Source organism: Azospirillum sp. B2RO_4, assembly GCF_051124815.1.
Lineage (GTDB): Bacteria > Pseudomonadota > Alphaproteobacteria > Azospirillales > Azospirillaceae > Azospirillum.
The window spans coordinates 360,692-378,576 of the sequence record NZ_CP118487.1 but is presented as its reverse complement, the minus strand read 5'-3'; the positions used below and the strand labels follow the sequence as shown (position 1 = coordinate 378,576).

The 17,885-nt window shown below is 69.2% G+C and carries 14 protein-coding genes; 8 read left to right on the top strand and 6 right to left on the bottom strand.

Annotation, left to right across the window (positions count from 1 at the left end; genetic code table 11):
- The first annotated feature begins 23 nt into the window (after positions 1 to 23).
- Positions 24 to 1,433 carry a flagellar hook-associated protein FlgK gene (gene flgK, locus PWS46_RS19270; protein WP_434622068.1) on the top strand — a complete coding sequence of 470 codons (1,410 nt, stop codon included), beginning with the start codon at positions 24 to 26 and terminating at the stop codon, positions 1,431 to 1,433.
- Positions 1,430 to 3,478, top strand: a complete 2,049-nt coding sequence (locus tag PWS46_RS19265; RefSeq protein ID WP_434622066.1) for a hypothetical protein — start codon at positions 1,430 to 1,432, stop codon at positions 3,476 to 3,478. Before flgK ends, PWS46_RS19265 begins: the two co-directional genes overlap by 4 nt.
- Positions 3,479 to 3,555: 77 nt before the next feature.
- Here PWS46_RS19265 and PWS46_RS19260 read toward each other — a convergent pair whose 3' ends face one another.
- Both PWS46_RS19260 and PWS46_RS19255 read right to left on the bottom strand, forming a co-directional pair.
- A complete protein-coding gene (locus PWS46_RS19260; protein ID WP_434622064.1) occupies positions 3,556 to 4,656 on the bottom strand; it encodes a TRAP transporter substrate-binding protein in 1,101 nt (366 codons plus the stop codon).
- 152 nt (positions 4,657 to 4,808) lie between these two features.
- Positions 4,809 to 6,470, bottom strand: coding sequence for an alpha-amylase family glycosyl hydrolase (locus PWS46_RS19255; RefSeq protein ID WP_434622062.1), 1,662 nt, complete (start codon positions 6,468 to 6,470; stop codon positions 4,809 to 4,811).
- 213 nt (positions 6,471 to 6,683) lie between these two features.
- Here PWS46_RS19255 and PWS46_RS19250 point away from each other — a divergent pair, with 213 nt between their 5' ends.
- Complete coding sequence (locus PWS46_RS19250; protein ID WP_434623023.1) at positions 6,684 to 8,255, top strand: serine/threonine protein kinase; 1,572 nt, start codon at positions 6,684 to 6,686, stop codon at positions 8,253 to 8,255.
- 9 nt (positions 8,256 to 8,264) lie between these two features.
- Here the strand turns inward: PWS46_RS19250 and PWS46_RS19245 are convergent, their stop codons facing one another.
- Positions 8,265 to 9,098, bottom strand: a complete 834-nt coding sequence (locus PWS46_RS19245; RefSeq protein ID WP_434623022.1) for a PP2C family protein-serine/threonine phosphatase — start codon at positions 9,096 to 9,098, stop codon at positions 8,265 to 8,267.
- Between the two features lie 299 nt (positions 9,099 to 9,397).
- On the opposite strand from PWS46_RS19245, the gene PWS46_RS19240 reads away from it, so the two are divergent.
- Complete coding sequence (locus PWS46_RS19240) at positions 9,398 to 9,802, top strand: flagellar basal body rod protein FlgC (protein WP_434623021.1); 405 nt, start codon at positions 9,398 to 9,400, stop codon at positions 9,800 to 9,802.
- A gap of 26 nt (positions 9,803 to 9,828) precedes the next feature.
- Here PWS46_RS19240 and PWS46_RS19235 read toward each other — a convergent pair whose 3' ends face one another.
- Both PWS46_RS19235 and PWS46_RS19230 read right to left on the bottom strand, forming a co-directional pair.
- Positions 9,829 to 10,029 carry a putative motility protein gene (locus PWS46_RS19235; protein ID WP_085083569.1) on the bottom strand — a complete coding sequence of 67 codons (201 nt, stop codon included), beginning with the start codon at positions 10,027 to 10,029 and terminating at the stop codon, positions 9,829 to 9,831.
- Positions 10,030 to 10,075: 46 nt separating this feature from the next.
- Positions 10,076 to 10,678, bottom strand: a complete 603-nt coding sequence (locus tag PWS46_RS19230) for a hypothetical protein (protein WP_434623020.1) — start codon at positions 10,676 to 10,678, stop codon at positions 10,076 to 10,078.
- Between the two features lie 210 nt (positions 10,679 to 10,888).
- Between PWS46_RS19230 and PWS46_RS19225 the strand changes: the two genes are divergently transcribed.
- Positions 10,889 to 11,791, top strand: a complete 903-nt coding sequence (locus tag PWS46_RS19225; protein ID WP_434623019.1) for a tetratricopeptide repeat protein — start codon at positions 10,889 to 10,891, stop codon at positions 11,789 to 11,791.
- Here PWS46_RS19225 and PWS46_RS19220 read toward each other — a convergent pair.
- On the bottom strand, positions 11,788 to 13,041 hold the full coding sequence (locus PWS46_RS19220) for a tetratricopeptide repeat protein (RefSeq protein ID WP_434623018.1): 1,254 nt from the start codon (positions 13,039 to 13,041) through the stop codon (positions 11,788 to 11,790). The genes PWS46_RS19225 and PWS46_RS19220 overlap by 4 nt on opposite strands.
- A gap of 150 nt (positions 13,042 to 13,191) precedes the next feature.
- On the opposite strand from PWS46_RS19220, the gene PWS46_RS19215 reads away from it, so the two are divergent.
- The 3 genes from PWS46_RS19215 (at position 13,192) to PWS46_RS19205 (ending at position 17,851) form a co-directional block, all read left to right on the top strand.
- Positions 13,192 to 16,749: a tetratricopeptide repeat protein gene (locus tag PWS46_RS19215; protein WP_434623017.1), complete on the top strand. Its 3,558-nt coding sequence runs from the start codon at positions 13,192 to 13,194 to the stop codon at positions 16,747 to 16,749.
- The gene (locus PWS46_RS19210) at positions 16,746 to 17,438 is read left to right on the top strand and encodes a tetratricopeptide repeat protein (RefSeq protein ID WP_434623016.1); all 693 of its coding nucleotides are present in this window, start codon (positions 16,746 to 16,748) and stop codon (positions 17,436 to 17,438) included. The genes PWS46_RS19215 and PWS46_RS19210 overlap by 4 nt, the downstream gene beginning before the upstream one ends.
- A gap of 233 nt (positions 17,439 to 17,671) precedes the next feature.
- Positions 17,672 to 17,851 carry a YdcH family protein gene (locus PWS46_RS19205; RefSeq protein WP_434623015.1) on the top strand — a complete coding sequence of 60 codons (180 nt, stop codon included), beginning with the start codon at positions 17,672 to 17,674 and terminating at the stop codon, positions 17,849 to 17,851.
- The last annotated feature ends 34 nt before the right edge of the window (positions 17,852 to 17,885 follow it).

Here is a 17,885-nt window from a genome sequence, read left to right as displayed (position 1 = left end):
CGATCCGTGAAAGGTCTCCTGCCATGTCCCTCTTCGCAGCCTTGAACAGTGCCACGGCCGGGCTGCGCACGGTCCAGACCAACGTCAAGCTGGTTTCGGACAACATCGCGCAGGCCAACGACCCGAACCGCACCCGCCACACCGCCCAACAGTCGGTGGACGCCAGCGGTCAGGTCATCAGCACGACCTATCGCCGGGAAGTCGACAAGGCGCTGATGGCCCAGGTGATGGATCTGACCTCGCGCGACGGCGGATCGCAGGTGACCTCGACCTACATGCAGCAGCTGGGCGACCTGATGCGGACCACCAACGGGACGCCGCTGCTGAACGACTATGCCGACAAGTTCCAGGCGGCGATCAAGACGCTGTCGACCTCGCCGGAGGACGAGACGGCGCAGTACCAGCTGGTCCAGGCGGCCGAGAGCTTCTCGCGCGAGATCCGCCGCGTGTCGGAAGGCGTGGAGCAGCTCGACCGCGACATGTCGACCGACATCACCAAGTCGGTCGACACGGTCAACGACCTGCTGAAACAGATCAACTCGATCAACAACGACATGGTGTCGCTGCAGGGCCAGGGCTCCGCCGCCAACGCCGTCGCCGACAAGCGCGACGGTCTGGTGCGCGAGCTGAGCACCTACATGGGCATCCGCACCGTCGAGCGGCCGGACGGCCGGCTGGCGATCTTCACCCCGTCGGGGCTGGCGCTGGTCGATGCCCAGCCGGCAAATCTTTCCTATGACGGCGGCAACATCAACCTACAGGTCGGCAATCAGATCACCTCGATCAACAGCCACCTGACCACCGGCAAGCTGGGCTCGCTGATCCAGATGCGCAAGGACGGCTCGACCACCGAGCCGCCGACGCCGGCCAGCGGCGACCCGACGACCGAGGTCATCCGCAAGCTGCGCTCGCAGCTGGACGAGTTCGCCAAGGCCTTCACCGGCCCGACCAAGGCGGGCGAACCGACCAGCTTCGCCGACGCCTACAACGATGCCAGCCCGGCCGCCGACGGCGAACAGGCCAACCAGTTCTTCACCGGCAGCGACCGCTTCACCATCGCGATCAACCCCAAGCTCCTGGACAACACCAGCAAAATCAAGCAGTCCGCCATCGACGGCATGGTCCAGGCGGTCAATGCCGCCGGCCGCAGCTTCAGCGCCGACGGGCTGCAGATGAAGGACACCACCTACAGCGCCATGGGCAGCGCCATCACCGGGACCTGGATGGCCGCGGCCAAGACGGCCAACACCGCCGCTGATTCCAACAAGGCCTCCATGCAGCTCCTCAGCGAGCGCTACCAGTCGCAGACGGGCGTGAACATCGACGAGGAAATCGCCCAGCTTCAGCAGCTCCAGACCTCCTACCAGGCGTCGGCACGGGTCATGCAAGTGGCCAATGCAATGTTTGACGCGCTGGAGGCGGTGGTCCGATGAGCTCGATAACGGGAGTCAGCAGCTACTCGAAATATCTGAGCCTTGTCCGGAACCTGTCCGGCGGCCAGAACGACATCAACCGGCTGTCCGAACAGCTGACCACGGGCAAGAAGTCGGTCGATCTCAACGCCTACGGCCCGGAGGTGCAGAAGCTTCTGGACCTGCGGTCGGAGATGGCGAAGAAGGACAATTACGTCCAGAGCATCAACATGGCGGCGCCGCGCGTGCAGGCGACCGACAAGGTGCTGACCTCGCTGGAATCGATCGTGTCGAGCTGGACCTCCAGCACCACGATGCCGTTCGAGCCGGGTCCGGCCAGCGTCGCCACGCCGATCAACACCAATCCCGACGGGATGAAGATGTCGGTGGACGCCACCAAGTCGAAGCTGACGGTCGGCGCCAACTACACCGTCACCGCGGTTCCGTCGCAGCAGGGCCCGAACGGCACCTTCGACGTGACCGTGACCGACGGGCTGGGCGGCAAGACCACCCGCGCCATCAACCTGGGCACCACCCCGCCCAACGACGGCAAGGGATACAACTTCAACATCTCCGGCGGCCCCGGCGAGGGCGCGATCCTGAACCTCAGCTTCGACACGCTGAAGGCGTCGGCGAGCAGCAGCTTCTCCGTCACCTTCCCGCAGGCCGATCAGGTCAAGGACCGCGCCGAGGGCGCCATGCGCGACATCCAGGCGCTGATGAACCAGCGTTTCGGCGACCGCTACCTGTTCTCCGGCTCGCGGTTCGGGACGGAGCCGGTCACCGACCTGATGGCGACGAAGCAGACCAGCAAGATCACGCTGAACGGCGCCGTGGTGAACGCCGACGATTATTTCGAGGTGACGGTCTCCGGTCAGACCTTCGGCTACCAGATCCAGGCGACCGACCCGAAGACGCTGACCTTCGTCGCCCAGACGCTGACCACCCAGATCAACGCCGCCAGCCCGCCGCTGCCGATGACGGTGTCGACCTCCAACGGCATCATCACGCTGGTCGGCCAGGATCCGGGGCAGAAGTTCGACCTGTCGGCCCGCGTCATCAACTCCGCCACGGTGGAGAACACCGTCACCGCGCCGACCACCACCCAGGCGCCGACGACCGCCCTGCCGCAGGTCGACAGCTTCACCCTGAACGGTGCCGCGGTGGACATCGGCGACACCTTCGAATTCACGGTCGCAGTCGGCGATCCCGACGATCCGTACAACCAGAACTACTACACGAAGAACCCCAACGAGCCGCGCGACCTGCCGCCCTACCAGACCTACACGGTGCGCTACACGGTCAGCGACACCGACTATGCCGCCGGCGTCACCGACGTCAGCCAGGTGGCCGACAAGCTGCGCCAGAACTTCGCCAACCTGAACCCGGCCCCGCCGGTCACCATCGACGCGGTCGGCAACGGCCCCGGCATCGCGCTGACCAGCACGGCCAACGCCGACCCCAACCACCCCAACCGCAGCTCGCTGTTCTCGACCAGCGCCAAGGTGACGAACGGGTCGCTGCAGAACACCATCTCGGTCGGCACCCTGCCGCCGGAGCAGGACAGTCTGATCGACGTCCCCTATGCCGATCCGCCCGACCTGCCCTTCTACGATTCCGAATATCTGACCAAGGGCAAGAACGCCGAGGCGTACCGCAAGTCGCAGGTGACCATCGACGACAACCTGAACCTGACCTATGGCGTCAGCGCCGACGACAAGGCGTTCCAGACGCTGGTGAAGGCGATGCAACTGGTACGGACGGCGGCGGCCAATCCCGGCAAATGGACGGAGTACAGCACCCAGGCGCGCGAGATGCTGACCCAGGCGACCGACCAGATCCGGTCGATCCACGCCAAGGTCGCGTCCGACGCCGCCACGCTGGAAACCACCAAGAACGCCCACACGGACTCGATCGCCACCCTGACCGACCGCATCGCCAAGATCGAAGGCATCGACCAGACCGAGGTCGCGGCCCGGCTGAGCAGCGCGATGAACGTCCAGCAGGCGACCTACACCGTCGCCGGCCAGACGCAGAAGCTGTCGCTGCTGAACTATCTGGCCTGACAGGGGCTGGTCTGAAAAGAAAAAGGGGGCGGCCGGACCGGCCACCCCCGCTTTCCATCACCAGGACCCGAACGCGGTTACTTACCGCGGCCGGCCGTCTGCATGAAGTTGTCGTAGGGCAGTTCCGCGACGCGGAACCACAGCTGCACCTCCTCCAGGAAGGGCTTCCAGCTGTCGTAGACGGCCTTGAAGTCCGGATTGGTCTTCGCGATGTCGTCGTACAGCTCGTAGGCGATCTTGTGGGCGGCTTCCATCAGGTCGCGCGGATAGGGGCGCAGCAGGGCACCCTTGGCGACCAGACGCTTCAGCGCCTTGGCGTTCTCCGCGTCGTAGCGGGCGGTCATCGCGCTGTTCGCCTCGGCGCAGGCCGCCGTCAGGATCGCCTGATAGGATTTGGGCAGCGCGTCCCATTCCTTCTGGTTGATGTAGAGCGAGACCTGCGGCCCGCCTTCCCACCAGCCCGGATAGTAGTAGTATTTGGCGACCTGGACGAAGCCCAGCTTCTCGTCGTCATAGGGGCCGACGAACTCGACGGCGTCGATGGTGCCCTTTTCCAGCGCCGGGTAGATGTCGCTGCCGGCGATCTGGGTCGGGGCGGCGCCCAGCTTGGCCATGATCTGGCCGGTGATGCCGGCGATGCGGATCTTCAGGCCGTTGAAGTCGGCCAGCGACTTGATCTCCTTGCGGTACCAGCCGCCCATCTGGGCGCCGGTGTTGCCGGCCGGGAACTGGACGATGCCGTGCTTGGCGAAGAAGGTGCGCATCACCTCCTGGCCGCCGCCATACTGGTACCAGGCATTCTGCTGGCGGGCGTTGGGCCCGAAGGGAATGGCGGTGTCGAAGGCGAAGGTCGGGTCCTTGCCGACATAATAGTAGCCGCAGGTGTGGCCGCACTGGACGGTGCCGTTCTGCACGGCGTCCAGCACCTGCAGGCCGGGGACGATCTCACCGGCGGCATGGACGCGGATCTGGAACTTGCCGTCGGTCGCCTCGGACACGCGCTTGGCGATCATCTCGGACGTGCCGACGAGGATGTCGGTGCTCTTCGGGAAGCTCGAAGCCAGGCGCCACTGGATCGCCGGCTGGGTCTGCGCGATGGCCGGGGCCGCGAGGGTCGAGGCGGCAACGGTCGAAACGGCACCGACGCCGGCCTTGGTGAGAAACGCTCTTCTTTCCACTCCCGCTACTCCGCAAGATTATTGCTGTTGCTGACGATTTCCGTGACCCGCGATGAATCAGGGAATTACAGCGACTTAGGCGAGAGTGTAACAAAGCATCCGCTGCCGGGCCCCGCATCGCATAAATGTGCATGCCTGCCTTTCGAGGGGGTTCAGGAGGCGGTGCGCAGCCGTCCCAGGAAGACCGACAGCGGCGGCATCACCAGCGTCCGGCCATCGGCGGTCAGCTCCGGCGGCAGGGCACCCGGAGCGCGCGGGACAGGCAGTTCCTCCAGATCGCCGCGACCGCGCAGGGCGAACTCCGCCGGCCGGTCGGCCATGTTGAAGACGGCCAGCAGGCGGTCCTCCCCCGACACCCGTTCGAAGGACAGCAGGTCGCCATGCTCCTCCACCGCGCTGACGGAGCCGGCGCGCAGCGCCTCCAGATCACGACGCAGGGAGAGTGCCGCACGCCACACCGCCAGCGGGCTGCCGGCCGTCCGCTCCTGCCGGTCGACAGCGAGATCCAGATGGGCGTCGGGTACCGGCAGCCAGGGCTCGGCATTGGTGAAACCGGCATGGGTTTCGGCGGCGCGCCAGGGCATGGGCGTGCGGCTGCCGTCACGGCCCTGGAAATCGGGCCAGTAGGTGATACCGAAGGGGTCGCGCAGCTGATGCTGTTCCAGCGCCGCGTTGGGCAGGGCCAGTTCCTCCCCCTGATAGAGGCAGACGGTGCCGGGCAGCGCCGCCGCCAGCGTCGCCAGCAGGGCGTTGAACGACTGCGGATCGGCACCGGCGGGCAGCCAGCGGCTGGCGGCGCGCTCCACATCGTGGTTGGACAGGCTCCAGCAGATCGACTCCGGCCGGCCCGCCGCGCTCAACGCTTGGGCGAAGCCCTTGGCGCTGAAGGGCTGTTTGGCCAACGACAGGGTGTAGGCGGCGTGCAGACCCTGCGGCGTGCAATAGGCGGCGATGCGCTGGCCGGCGCCGGGCTGGCTCGACAGCTCGCCCAGCAGGACGCGGCCGGGATAGCGCTCCACCGTCTCGCGCAGGCGGGACAGGATGCCGCCGATCGCCGGGTGCATCATGTCGTAGACATGCTGTTGCAGGGCGAAGGGCTTCAGCGGCGGTTCGGCCTCGCGCCAGACGGTGGCGGGGTTGGAGCGCAGCTGCGGATCATGGGCGAAGAAATCGACGGCGTCGATGCGGAAGCCGTCGACCCCGCGCTCCATCCAGAATTCCGCCGTCTCGCACAGCGCGTCCATCACCGCCGGATGGTGCAGGTTCAGCGCCGGCTGGCTGGACAGGAAATGATGCAGGTAATATTGCCGCCGCCGCGGCTCCCAGGTCCAGGCGGCGCCGCCGAACACCGACAGCCAGTTGTTGGGTGCGGTGCCATCGGGCTTGGCATCGGCCCAGACATACCAATCGGACTTGTCGCCGTCCCGCGACCGCCGGCTGTCGACGAACCAGGGATGGGCGTTGGAGGTGTGGCCGCAGACCAGATCGACCAGGACCTTCAGCCCCAGCCCATGGGCGCGCTCGACCAGCCGGTCGAAGACGGCGAGGTTGCCCATGCGCGGGTCCACCGCCCGGTGGTCGGCGACGTCATAGCCGAAGTCGGTGCGCGGCGACGGGTAGAAGGGGCTGATCCACACCCCGTCGACACCCAGCGAGGCGACATGGTCCAGCCCCTCGATCACGCCGTCGAGGTCGCCCCAGCCGTCGCCGCCGCGGTCGCGGAAGCTCAGCGGATAGATCTGGTAGAGCGCCGCCCCGTTCAGCCAGGACGCGTTGGGGGCCGACGGTTGGGACTGGGAAGAGGTGTGGGGCAAGGCAGAGGGCTCCGCGCCGGGGATCGCATAAGCGGTTCGCGACGCCAGAGTCGCCTGTCGTGGCTAACGAAAGGTTACCGGCCAATCGTAATCACAGGACCCCGCCTTTCGTAAGGGGCGGCCATCGGGACAGAAACTTGCGGATGACGGTTCCGGGGCTTGGCCGTCGCGCTGCGCTGCGGCTATACCAGCGGCTCAGTTCGAGGAGTGGGGATGCGACGCGGCGGGACGGTGACGGAATCGGCGACGAAGGAGCGGGAGCAGCGGCTTGGCCGTTACCGGCTGCTCGACCTGATCGGGCGGGATGGCGACGCCCGGCTGCATCGCGCGCTGGACGCCAATGGTCAGGCGGTGGAGCTGTGGACGGTCCTGCTGACCCGCCTGTGTGCCGATGCCGCCGGGCTGGAGCGGTTCCGGCAGATGGCGACCGCCGCGGCCCGGCTGTCCCACCCGGCGATCCCCACGGTCCTCGCGTCCGGCGAACATGCCGGTACCGCCTTCGTCGCCACCACCCCGGCGGAAGGCCCGACGCTCGCCGCACGGCTGGAGGGTGATCCGCTGCCGTGGGACGAGGCGGTCGCGACGCTCGACCGTGTGCTGGATGCGCTGGCCGCCGCGCACCGGGCGGGGGTGATGCATGGCGCGCTGACTGCCGGAGTCGTCCGCCACAGCGGATCGGCGACCGTGGTCAGCGGCTTCGGCCGGGCAGCGCTGACCGCGGCGGACGCTGACCGCAGGGGCGATTTGGAGGCTGCCGCCCGGCTGACGGAGCGGGTGCTGGCGGGGCATGATGAGCGGCCGGCAGTCGCGGCCCTGCTGGCGGATCTGCGGGACGGCGGCACTTTCCCGGATGTTGCTTCGCTGCATCTTGCGGTGAGCGGGCTGACCGGAACTTCCCGCCCGCGGGCCGCCGCGCCTGTACGCTCCACCCGCTGGCCGTGGTGGGCCGGCGGAGTGGTTCTGGCGGGCGGCTTGGCTGCCGCCGCCGTGATCGTCGTGAACGCTCCCTCCAAACCCCGCACCGGAACGGAGGGACCGACCGTAGAATCGGCGGCGATTGCCCCACCCGCGCCGCCTGCACCGCCGGCAGCAAGCAGGCAGCCGCCGGTCGCGGCGATGGAAAAGGCGCTGCACGCCATCCCCTGTGCGCTGGTCACGGTGGAGAAGACCGGCGGCCGGCTGCTGGTTGCCGGGACGGTGGCGGGCGAGCGGGCGGCGACGGAGGTGCGCGAGACGGTCGAGGGGCTTGCCGCCGGCTGGGACCACGGCTTCGACCTCGCCGGCGCGGATGCGCGGTTCTGTGCGCCCCTGAGCAGCGTCGCCGCGGCGCTGGATGCCAATCGCGGGCTGGAGGAGCCGTTGGCGGCGAGCGTGCTGGACGGGCCGGATCTCAGTGCCGGCGATCCGCTGGTTCTGGAGATCCGGGCGCCGGCCCGACCGGTGCAGTTGCAGGTCGATTACTTCACCATCGACGGCAGCGTCGTCCATCTGCTGCCCAACCCGTCGGACAGCGGAACGGCGCTGGCCGCCGGTGCGTCGCGCAGGCTCGGCGATAAGGCCGGAGAGGATAAGCCGCAGAGCGGCCGGTACTGGACCATCGGCCCGCCCTTCGGCACCGAGATGCTGCTGACCATCGCCACGGCGGCGCCCCTGTTTCCGACTCCGCGGCCGGAGCAGGAACCGGCGGCCGACTATCTGGCCGCCCTGACGGACGCGCTGGCGACCTTGCCGGACGACGCCCCGGCCCCGCTGGCGGATGCGCGATTCATCGCCACCGGCCCCTGACAAACGGCATCAGGCCGTCGCGGCGAAGCGTCCGACCACGACGGTGACGTTGTCCTGCCCGCCGGCGGCGTTGGCCGCTTCGACCAGGGTGGCGGCGGCGCGGGCCGGATCCGGCTGCTCCCGCAGGATGCGGGCGATGAGCCCATCCGGCAGCATGCCGTTCAGACCGTCGGAACAGAGCATGACGACATCCTCCGGCATCAGCGAATGCACGCCGACCTCCGGTTCCACATCCTCCGCGGTGCCGAGCGCCCGGACGATGATGTTCCGCTGCGGCGCAGTCCCCCGCCCGCCATTGTCGAGCCAGATCTGGTAGAGGCTGTGGTCGCGGGTCAGGGTGCGCAATTCGCCGTCGCGCAGGCGGTAGACCCGGCTGTCGCCTGCGTGGAAGACGACCATTTGCGCCGTGCCCGGAACCCGCCAGACTCCGGCCACGGTGGTGCCCATGCCGCGGCCCTGCGCGAAGCCGCGGGACGTGTTCAAGTCGAAGATCGACCGGTTGGCCTGCTGCACCGCCGCGCGTGCCAGCGCCAGGGCCCGGCGCACCGCCGGTTCGCCCGCCGCCGGGTCGGTCAGGGTGCGGTCGGCATCGTCGTGGTCCGCCGCGGAGATCCCACCCACCAGCGTGATCGGCTCGACATCCCCATGATCGCGCAGAAGCCCGCAGATCACCTCGACCGCCTTGCCGCTGGCGATGTCACCGCCGGCATGACCGCCCATTCCGTCGCAGACCACCGCGAATTCGCCGTCGCTGCTGGCCTGGAAACTATCCTCGTTGCGGGAGCGGGTGCGCCCGACGTCGGTCAGGCCGGCGACGGTCAGGACATAGGGTAAGTTCGGCATTCAGGCGGCGGCTCCCGTCTCGCGACTGTCTGGTCCCATGGATGGTGGAACCTGAATTCCGGGCCGGCTCCATCGGGACCGGAAGCACCGGGAGACCCGGCAATACGGGAAGGGAGCGGCGGCCGTTTGTGCGATAATGGCGCAAGCACCCCAAAAGATACAGCGGTGATTGTGTCGGACGATTGCACCAGGCGATTGTAAAGGCCGGACGATTGCCTCTGCCGATGATCGCCCGGCTGGCCTTGGAAATCCGATGTGGTAGACTTCGCCCATTCACAGCGGACGAAGGATGGACAGCCATGGCCGCCAGCATCGGAATCGCGCTCAGCGGCCTGACCGCCCAGACGCGGCGGCTGGACGCCTCGGCCTCCAACGTCGCCAATGTCCGCTCCACCGGGGCTGTTCCCACGACCGATGGGTCGGCGGAGGGCAAGCGCGCGCCCTACCAGCCGCTGGCGGTCGCACAGACCGATGCCAATCCCGGAACGCGCGCGACCTTCACGCCGATCACCCCGGCCTATCTGCAGGAATACGCGCCGGACGACAGCGCGGCGAACGGTGACGGAATGGTGGCGTCGCCAAACGTCGATCTGGCGACGGAGCGGGTCAACCAGATGGCAGCCAGCCGCGCCTATGGCGCCAACATCGCGGTCGTCCGCACACAGGATGAAATGCTGACGTCTCTGCTCGACTCGAAAGTCTGAGCGGCCGGCGGTGCTTGCGGTCGGGTTCAGACGGTGATGTTCAAATTCTGGCCGCGCGTCGGCGTGACGTTGCCGCCGCCGGAACCACCGGCCGGCTGGACCAGCGCGGCGACGGTCGCCTGCTGCTGATCGGCGTTCTGGCTCAGCGCCTTCACACCGAAATTCACCTGGTTCTGCGCCTGCTTCAGGGCAATCGCTGCGCCTGCGGTCGATGAGGTGACGTCCATGGCGATCCTTGCCCCCGGAAAAAAGCGCCCCGCGAGGAGAGCGTCCTCAGATGACCACATTCACCCGCGCGGCGGCCCCGCCGGCGGATGCGATGGTGGTTGAGGACGATTGTGCCACGGGCGAGGACGTGGCGGAAGTGGCAAGTGCAACCGGGGCGGCAGTGGACGTGGAAGCGGTGGAGGCCGAAGTCGCCGTTCCGGCAGAGAATCCGGTGCCGGAGACCGGTGAAGCGCCGGAAGTGCCGCGACCGTAAGCCGCAGACTGGCCGCCCGCCTGTCCGCTCCCTTGCCCATCCCCACCACCGACGGTCAGCTTCAGCAGCGACGCGCGCTCGGCGTTCTTTTCCTTCTGCTGGGCTTCCTTGTACTGCTTCAGCGCCGATTCCGTCGGAATCTGCGACACCGTTTTCCCGTTGGCCGGGTCGCGGTACAGCATCACCAGCCGCGAGGCATCGGTGTCGTAGCTGAAGGCGATGGTCGGGAAACGGTTGACCAGCGGATCGGTGCCGCCGGTGTCCGGCTGGGGATCGGCAGGGGCGGCAGTGGTCGGAGTCCGGGTGCCGGCCCCTGTTTCTACGGCATCGCTGCCGCGGGGCGTCATGAAGGCGAACGGCCGCGAGACCGTCGATGTGGCTGCCGCCACGTTCATGACCGGCTATCCGAATCGGTGAGAATTGAACATTAAATTACCGTAACCCCGGCAACGCGTAAAGGCTTTCTTTACTCTTATTTGGGTTGGCGAAACTAACCCTTTCGGCGAAACGCAGTTTCGCGTTACGGGCGTATTCATGTCGAAAATCCGGGTTTCCGCGCGGGCGGGCTTGCGGCGACGGCACCGGCCGTCCTAAAGCGTTGAGCCATGGTCACGATCCTCGAAGCCTTGACGCTGGCGCTCGACCTTCATCTTGCCGGTCGCTTCGGCGAGGCGCAGGAACTGTACACCCGCATCCTTGATGCCGAGCCGGAACAGCCGGACGCTCTGCATTACCTCGGCGTCCTGGCCGGCCAGATCGGCCGTGGCGAGTTCGGCCTGACGCTGATCGACAAGGCGCTCTCGCTGCGGCCGGAGGCGGCGGACATCCACGCCAACCGAGCCAACCTGCTGCGTGGCCTGGATCGCCTGGGCGAGGCGGAAGCGGGCTATCGCCGCGCATTGGCCCTGCGCCCCGATTTTGCGGAGGCCTGGACCGACCGTGCCTTCTCCCGCCATGGCCGCGGCGATGCGGCAGCCGTCGATGCCGCCGCCGAGCTGTTGGAGCGTGCCTTGCGGATCGAACCGGCGCTGGAGCCGGCGCGGGAAAAGCTGACCGACCTGCTGCACGCGCGCGGGCGGTTGCGGCTGGAATCGGGACAGGTGACACCCGCCCTGGCCGACCTGATCCGGGCCGCCGCTCTCGACCCGCGGGATGCCGACATTGCCTTCCTGCTGGGCAACGCCCTGTTCGCCGCCGGGCTGCGCGCGGATTCGGTGATTGCCTTCCGCAATGCGCTGGCGCTGGTGCCGGATTTCCTGTCGGCCGCGCTCAACCTCGGCATCGCGCTTGCCGCCACCAACCGGGCCGCGGCGGCATTGGCCCCGCTGCGCCACGCCGTGCGCATCGACCCGGCGCACCCGGCGCCGCGCGATACGCTGGCCCTGGCGTTGCGGGCGCTGGGGCGTGGCGAAGAGGCCGATGCGCTGGCCCAGCCGCCGCCGACCCCGCCCCAAGCGATACAGGCGTCGAAACCACCGTCCGCCCGCCGGCCGCGCCGGCCCCGCTAGGCGGCGGACCGCTCCGCCAGCACCACCAGCCCCATCACCGGCTCGCCGCTTTCGTAGCGCAGCCGGTCATGGTCGCACCGCCGGAGCGCGAGCCCGGCACCCGCCACCGCCGCACGAACGTAGGCCTCGGCATGGGCATAGCGGCCGTGGGTGGCGACGCGGTGGGGCCGTCCGTCGGCGGGATCCAGTTCTTCCACCGTGAAGGCCAGCCGGCCGCCCGGACGCAGCGCCGCGCGGGCGGCGGCGAATGCCTCGTCCAGGACGCCGAAGTAACAGAAGACGTCGGCGGCGACGACGAGGTCGAAGGCGCCCGGCCGCCCGGCGAGGAAACCGACCAGCTCGGCCGCCTGAAGTTCGTCATACAGGCCGCGTGTGCGGGCGCGGTCCAGCATGCCGTCGGACAGGTCGACGCCGACCAGCCGGCGGGCATAGGGGCGGAGCGAGGCGGCGCACAGCCCGGTGCCGCAGCCGGCGTCGAGCACGTCCAGGCCGCTGCGCCGTTCCTCCTCCGCCAGCAGGCCGGCGAGCAGCGACGGGGCGCGGTAATCCAGCTCCGCCAGCTTGCGGTCGAACTCCTCGGCGAACAGGTCGAAGGTCTGGCGCACATAGTCGTCGGGGGCGCGCGCATCGGCCTCCTCCCCGGCGATGGCGGCGCCGATGTGGCGGGCCAGCGGGTTGGCGGGGTGGTCGCGCCGCCACAGCCGGGCCAGCATCGCCGCCTCCTCCGCCCCGCCCTGCTCGTGCAGCAGGTAGAGCACGGCGCCGAGATTGTCGTGGGCGTCGGCCCAGTCCGGCCGCAGGGCCAGCGCCCGCCGGTAGCCCATCGCCGCCTCGCCGAAGCGGCCGAGGTCGCGCAGCAGGTTGCCGCGGTTGTTCCACGCCTCCGCATGGTCGGGCCGCAGCGCCAGGGACTGGCGGAAGGCATCGTCGGCCTCGCCATGCCGCTCCGCCTGCCGCAGGACGGAACCGAGATTGTAGTGCGCCATCCCCTCATGCAGGCCATGGGCGACTGCGGCGTGGTAGGCGGCGGCGGCCTCCTCCAGACGACCGAGAGCACGCAGGGCGTTGCCGTGGTTGTTGTGGGTGCCCGCCAGGGTCGGATCTGCCTCCAGCGCCCGCGCATAGAGCGGCTCCGCCCCCGCCGCGTCGCCGGCCGCCGCCAGCGCGTCCGCCTGCCGGCTGAGCCTGACCGCCGGCGCCACGGCGGCTCCCCGCAGTCCACTGCGCAAGGACAAGCGTGACCCCGCCATCGCGTGCTCTCCTCTTTCCCGCCGCCGGCGCCTGCACCGGACGATCTGCCGCCGACATGACTGTCATCTTTATCAATGGCATCTTTACCGTGATCCACCGATGATGGCACTCCCTTTGAGGGTGCGGACAGTCAGGGACGGGGCCGGAACGTGGCGAAGCAGACCAACATGCTGGCACAGGCCGTGGCACACCATCAGGCCGGGCGCATCGCCGAGGCGGAGCGTGGATATCGCGCGGTGCTGGCGGCGGACCCGCGCAATGCCGACGCCCTGCATCTGCTGGGGGTGGCGGCCCTGCAGTCCGGCCGCGCCGACGAGGCGGTGACCCTGATCGGCAAGGCGCTGGCGCAGACGAAGGGCGTCGCCGACTATTGGGACAATCTGGGCAGCGCGCTGTCGTCCGCCGGCCGGCCGGCCGACGCGGTGCAGGCCCACCGAAACGCCGCCACCCTGGACCCGCAAGGGGCGCAGCGACGGCACAATCTGGGCAACGCCCTGGCCGTCCTCGGCCGCCACGACGAGGCGGAAGGGGCCTTCGCCGCAGCGCTGACGCTGAAGCCGGACTATGCCAAGGCCTGGTACAATCTCGGCAACGGCCACGCTGCGCGCCATCGCCATGGCGATGCGGTGACGGCGCTGGACCACGCCGTGCGGCTGGCGCCGGGCATGGTGGAGGCGCACAACAACCTGGGCGATGCGCTGGCGATGAGCGGACGGCTGGACGAGGCCATCGTCCAGCACCGGCTGGTGACCCGGCACCGTCCGGACGACGCCACCGCCCATTACAATCTGGGCGCCGTCCTGCAGCAGAAGGGCGCGCTGGAGAGCGCGGAGATCGCCTATCGTCAGGCGCTGAAGCGCAACCCGCGCCACAGCGCGGCGCTGAACAACCTCGGCAGCGTGCTGAAACGGCTGGGCCGTCCCGATCAGGCGGAAATCTGCCACCGGCAGGCGCTGGAGCTTCATCCGGAGTTCGTGGAGGCGCGATACAACCTCGGCAACGCTCTGCAGGCGCAGGGGCGGTATGACGAGGCGGCGGTCTGCTTTGAAGAGGCGCTGGCCCAGCAGCCCGACCTCGCCACCGCGACCTACAACCTGTCGCTCCTGGCGCTGCTTCACGGCGACCTGACGCGCGGCTGGACGGGGTACGAGCGGCGGTTCGCCGCCGGAGAGGCGATGCCGGACCGGCGCTTCGCCACTCCGCGCTGGGGTGGGCAGCTGTTGCGCGGCAAGCGGCTGCTGGTGTGGCGCGAGCAGGGGGTGGGCGACGAAGTCCTGTTCGCGTCCTGCTATCCGGACGTCGTCGCCTGGGCGGGCGGGCCGGTCACCATCGAATGCGATCCGCGGCTGGTCCCGCTGTTCCGACGCTCCTTCCCCATGGCCACGGTGCGGGCCGAAAGCTGCACCGGTGACGCTTTCGGCGACGTCCCGCGCGAGAGCATCGTGCCGCCGGACTGCGACCTGCAGATTCCCGCGGGCGACCTGCCGGAACTGCTGCGCGGCAGCCTGTCCGCCTTCGAGCCGCAAAGCCCCTGGCTGGTGCCGGACCCGGCGCTGGTGGAGCGCTGGCGGGAGCGGCTGGCGGCGCTGGGACCGGGCTTGCGGGTCGGCATCGGCTGGCGCAGCCAGCTGATGACGGCGGATCGCAAGGCTGCCTATGTGCTGCTGGAGCATTGGGGGCCGTTGTTCGCCGTCCCCGGACTGGTGTTCGTCAACCTTCAGTATGGCGACTGCGAGGCGGAACTGCGGGCGGCGGAAGAGCGCTTCGGCGTGACCATCCACCGCTGGGCCGACCTGGACCTGAAGGACGACTTCGACGGCGCGGCAGCGCTGACCGCCAACCTCGATCTGGTGATCTCGCCGGCGATGTCGGCGGGGGAGCTGGCGGGGGCGCTGGGCGTCCCGGTCTGGCGGTTCGGCAGCCGCGACTGGACGCAGCTCGGCACCGGCGTCCGGCCCTGGTTCCCGACCATGCGCCTGTTCCAGCCCAAGCCGGGCGAGGGGCTGGAAGCGACGATCCGGGCGATGGCGGACAGCTTGCTGGCCATCTCGCCGGAACCGGCGCCGGAGTCCGTACCGGTGGTCGCACCATCGCCGGAACCTGAGCCGCAAGCCGATTTCGACACCCTGCTGAACCGGGCCGCCGACCTTCACCGCGCCGGGCGGCTGGCGGAGGCGGAGGCCGCCTATCGCGCCGCCATCGCGGCCGATCCCGGACGCACGGCGCCCGGCCATGCCGATGCGCTGCATCTGCTGGGTTTGCTGATGCACCAGATCGGGCGGAACGACGAGGCGCTCGACCTGATCGGCGGGGCGTTGCGGGTCGACCCGGCCTTCCCCCAGGCCTGGAACCATCTGGGACTGGTGCAGGAGGCCGACAAGCGCCATGCCGACTCCGCCCGCGCCTTCACCCGCGCGCTGGCCCTGCACCCCGCCTTTGCCGAGGCGCTGACCCATCTGGGCCTCGTTCACCAGTCCTGCGGGCGGGTGGAGGAGGCCGTGAAGCTGCATCGCCGCTGCATCGCCCTCCAGCCGGAGCATCTGCCGGCCCATGCCAATCTCGGCCATGCCTGCGAATTGATGGGCCGTACGGCTGAGGCGAACGGCCATTACCGCCGGGCGCTGGCCCTGCAGCCCGGATCCGCCGAAGCCGGCAACAACCTCGCCACCATGGCCACGCTGGCCGGCCGGCCGGAGGAGGCGAAGACCCATCTGCGCCGCGCCCTGCGGATCGATCCGGACTTCGCGCTGGCGGCCTGGAATCTCGGCCTGCTGGATCTTGCCGACGGGCGCATCGCAGAGGGCTGGGCCGGCTATGGCCGCCGCTTCTCCGCCCGTCAGCTGCAGCGGGCGCGCCGCATCGACCGGCCGGTGTGGACGGGGGAGCCGTTGCAGGGCCGGCGGCTGCTCACCTGGTCGGAACAGGGAGTGGGCGACGAGATCCTGTTCGCCTCCTGCTTCGACGCCCTGCAGGGGCTGGACGGTCCTGTTACGGTCGAATGCGACCGCCGGCTGGTGAGCCTGTTCGCCCGCTCCTTCCCCTGGGTGACGGTGCGGGCGGAGACGGCGGACGCCGCCGGGCGGGAAACGATCATTCCGCCGGATTGCGACCTGCAGATGCCGGCCGGCACCCTGCCCGCTCTGGTCCGCGACCGGGTGGAGCGCTTCCCCGGCCGGCCGTCCTATCTGCGCCCCGATCCCGGCCGTCTCGCCCTGTGGCGCGACCGGCTGGCCGCCCTGCCCGGCCTGAAGGTGGGGTTGGCATGGCGCAGCCAGATCGTCACCGCCCAGCGGGCCGCCGCCTATACCGGCTTGGCCGATTGGACGGCACTGCTCGATCTGGCCGGCGTCAGCGTGGTCATGCTGCAATATGGCGACTGCCGCACCGAACTGGCACGGGTGGAAACGGCGACGCGCCGCCTGCACCGCTGGGACGACCTGGATCTGAAGGACGATTTCGAGGGGGTGGCGGCGCTGATCGCCAACCTGGATCTGGTGATCTCCCCGGCCACGGCGGTCGGCGAACTGGCCGGCGCCCTCGGCGTCCCGGTCTGGCGGCTCGGCACCCGCGATTGGACGCAGATGGGAACCGGCGTGCGGCCCTGGTTCCCGTCGATGCGGCTGATCCAGCCGCCGGAAGGCGAAGGACTGGCCGCTGCCGCCCGGCAGGCGGTGCGCGCGCTGGCGGCATTGGCGCCGGCCGGATGACCGGCCTTCGCGCCCTGCTTGCCGAAGCGTTCGACCGTCACCAGACCGGCGGATTCGAAGAGGCCGAGCGGCTGTACCACCGAATCCTCGCCATCGAGCCGGCCGAGCCGGACACCCTGCACCGTGCCGGATTGCTGGTCGCCCAGCTCGGCCGGCTGGAGGAGGCCGACGGACTGCTCCGCCGGTCGCTGGCGCTGGACCCGGCGGAGACCGAGGCGGCGGTCAATCACGGCAAGATCCTGCGCGCGCTTCGCCGTCCCGGGGCGGCGGCCCGCCGCTTCCGTCACGCCCTCGCACTCGTCCCCGCCATGCTGACGGCGCTGGAAGGGCTGGGCCATGCCGAGCGCGAGGGCGGAGATGCCGCCGCGGCGGCCACCGCCTATGGCCGGGCGGCGCGGGTCGGCTCCGGACCTGCGGTGCTTCACCAGTGGGGCGTCGTGCTGGACGGCATCGGCCTTGCGGACGAGGCGGTGGAGGCCCTGCATCGCTCCGCCCGTCTCGACCCGACGGTCCCGTCGGTGGCCCTGCGGCTGGCCGGGCTCCTGCAGCGGATGGGACGTGGCGGCGAGGCGGCCGGCTGGTATCGCCATGCACTGGTGCTTCAGCCAGGCCATGCCGAGGCGCGCCGGTCGCTCTCCGTCATCACCGCCCCCGGCACCGCGGCGGGAGGACCGCCACTGATGACATAACCCTTTGGTTCAAAGGGTCGGTTTACCTCCGGATGGTGTTGCGCGAAATGATTTCAAGACCCCACCCCTGCGACCCACTGTCATACGTCTGAACGGTTGGGGCATTTTTTCGCATGGTTTGACCGCATAAAACGCAAGATTAGGGTTGTTCGGCGCTTCGGATGGGTGAACACTGATGTCACCGGCCCGTCACATTGAGGCGGGACGCGGACTGATCCTATGGAGAGCGACTCATGCACACTGAAGCTCGCCTTTCGTCTCTGCAAGACAAGCACATGCGCCTGGACCGGGCGATCCTCGACGAGGAGAAGCGCTCCTGGCCGGATGAGAGCGCAGTGAAGCGCCTCAAGCTCGAAAAGCTGCACGTCAAGGAAGAGATCGACCGCCTGACGCGCACCGGCACGATGAATTAATCCCCCCAATCACAGCATCGACCTTCAGACATCA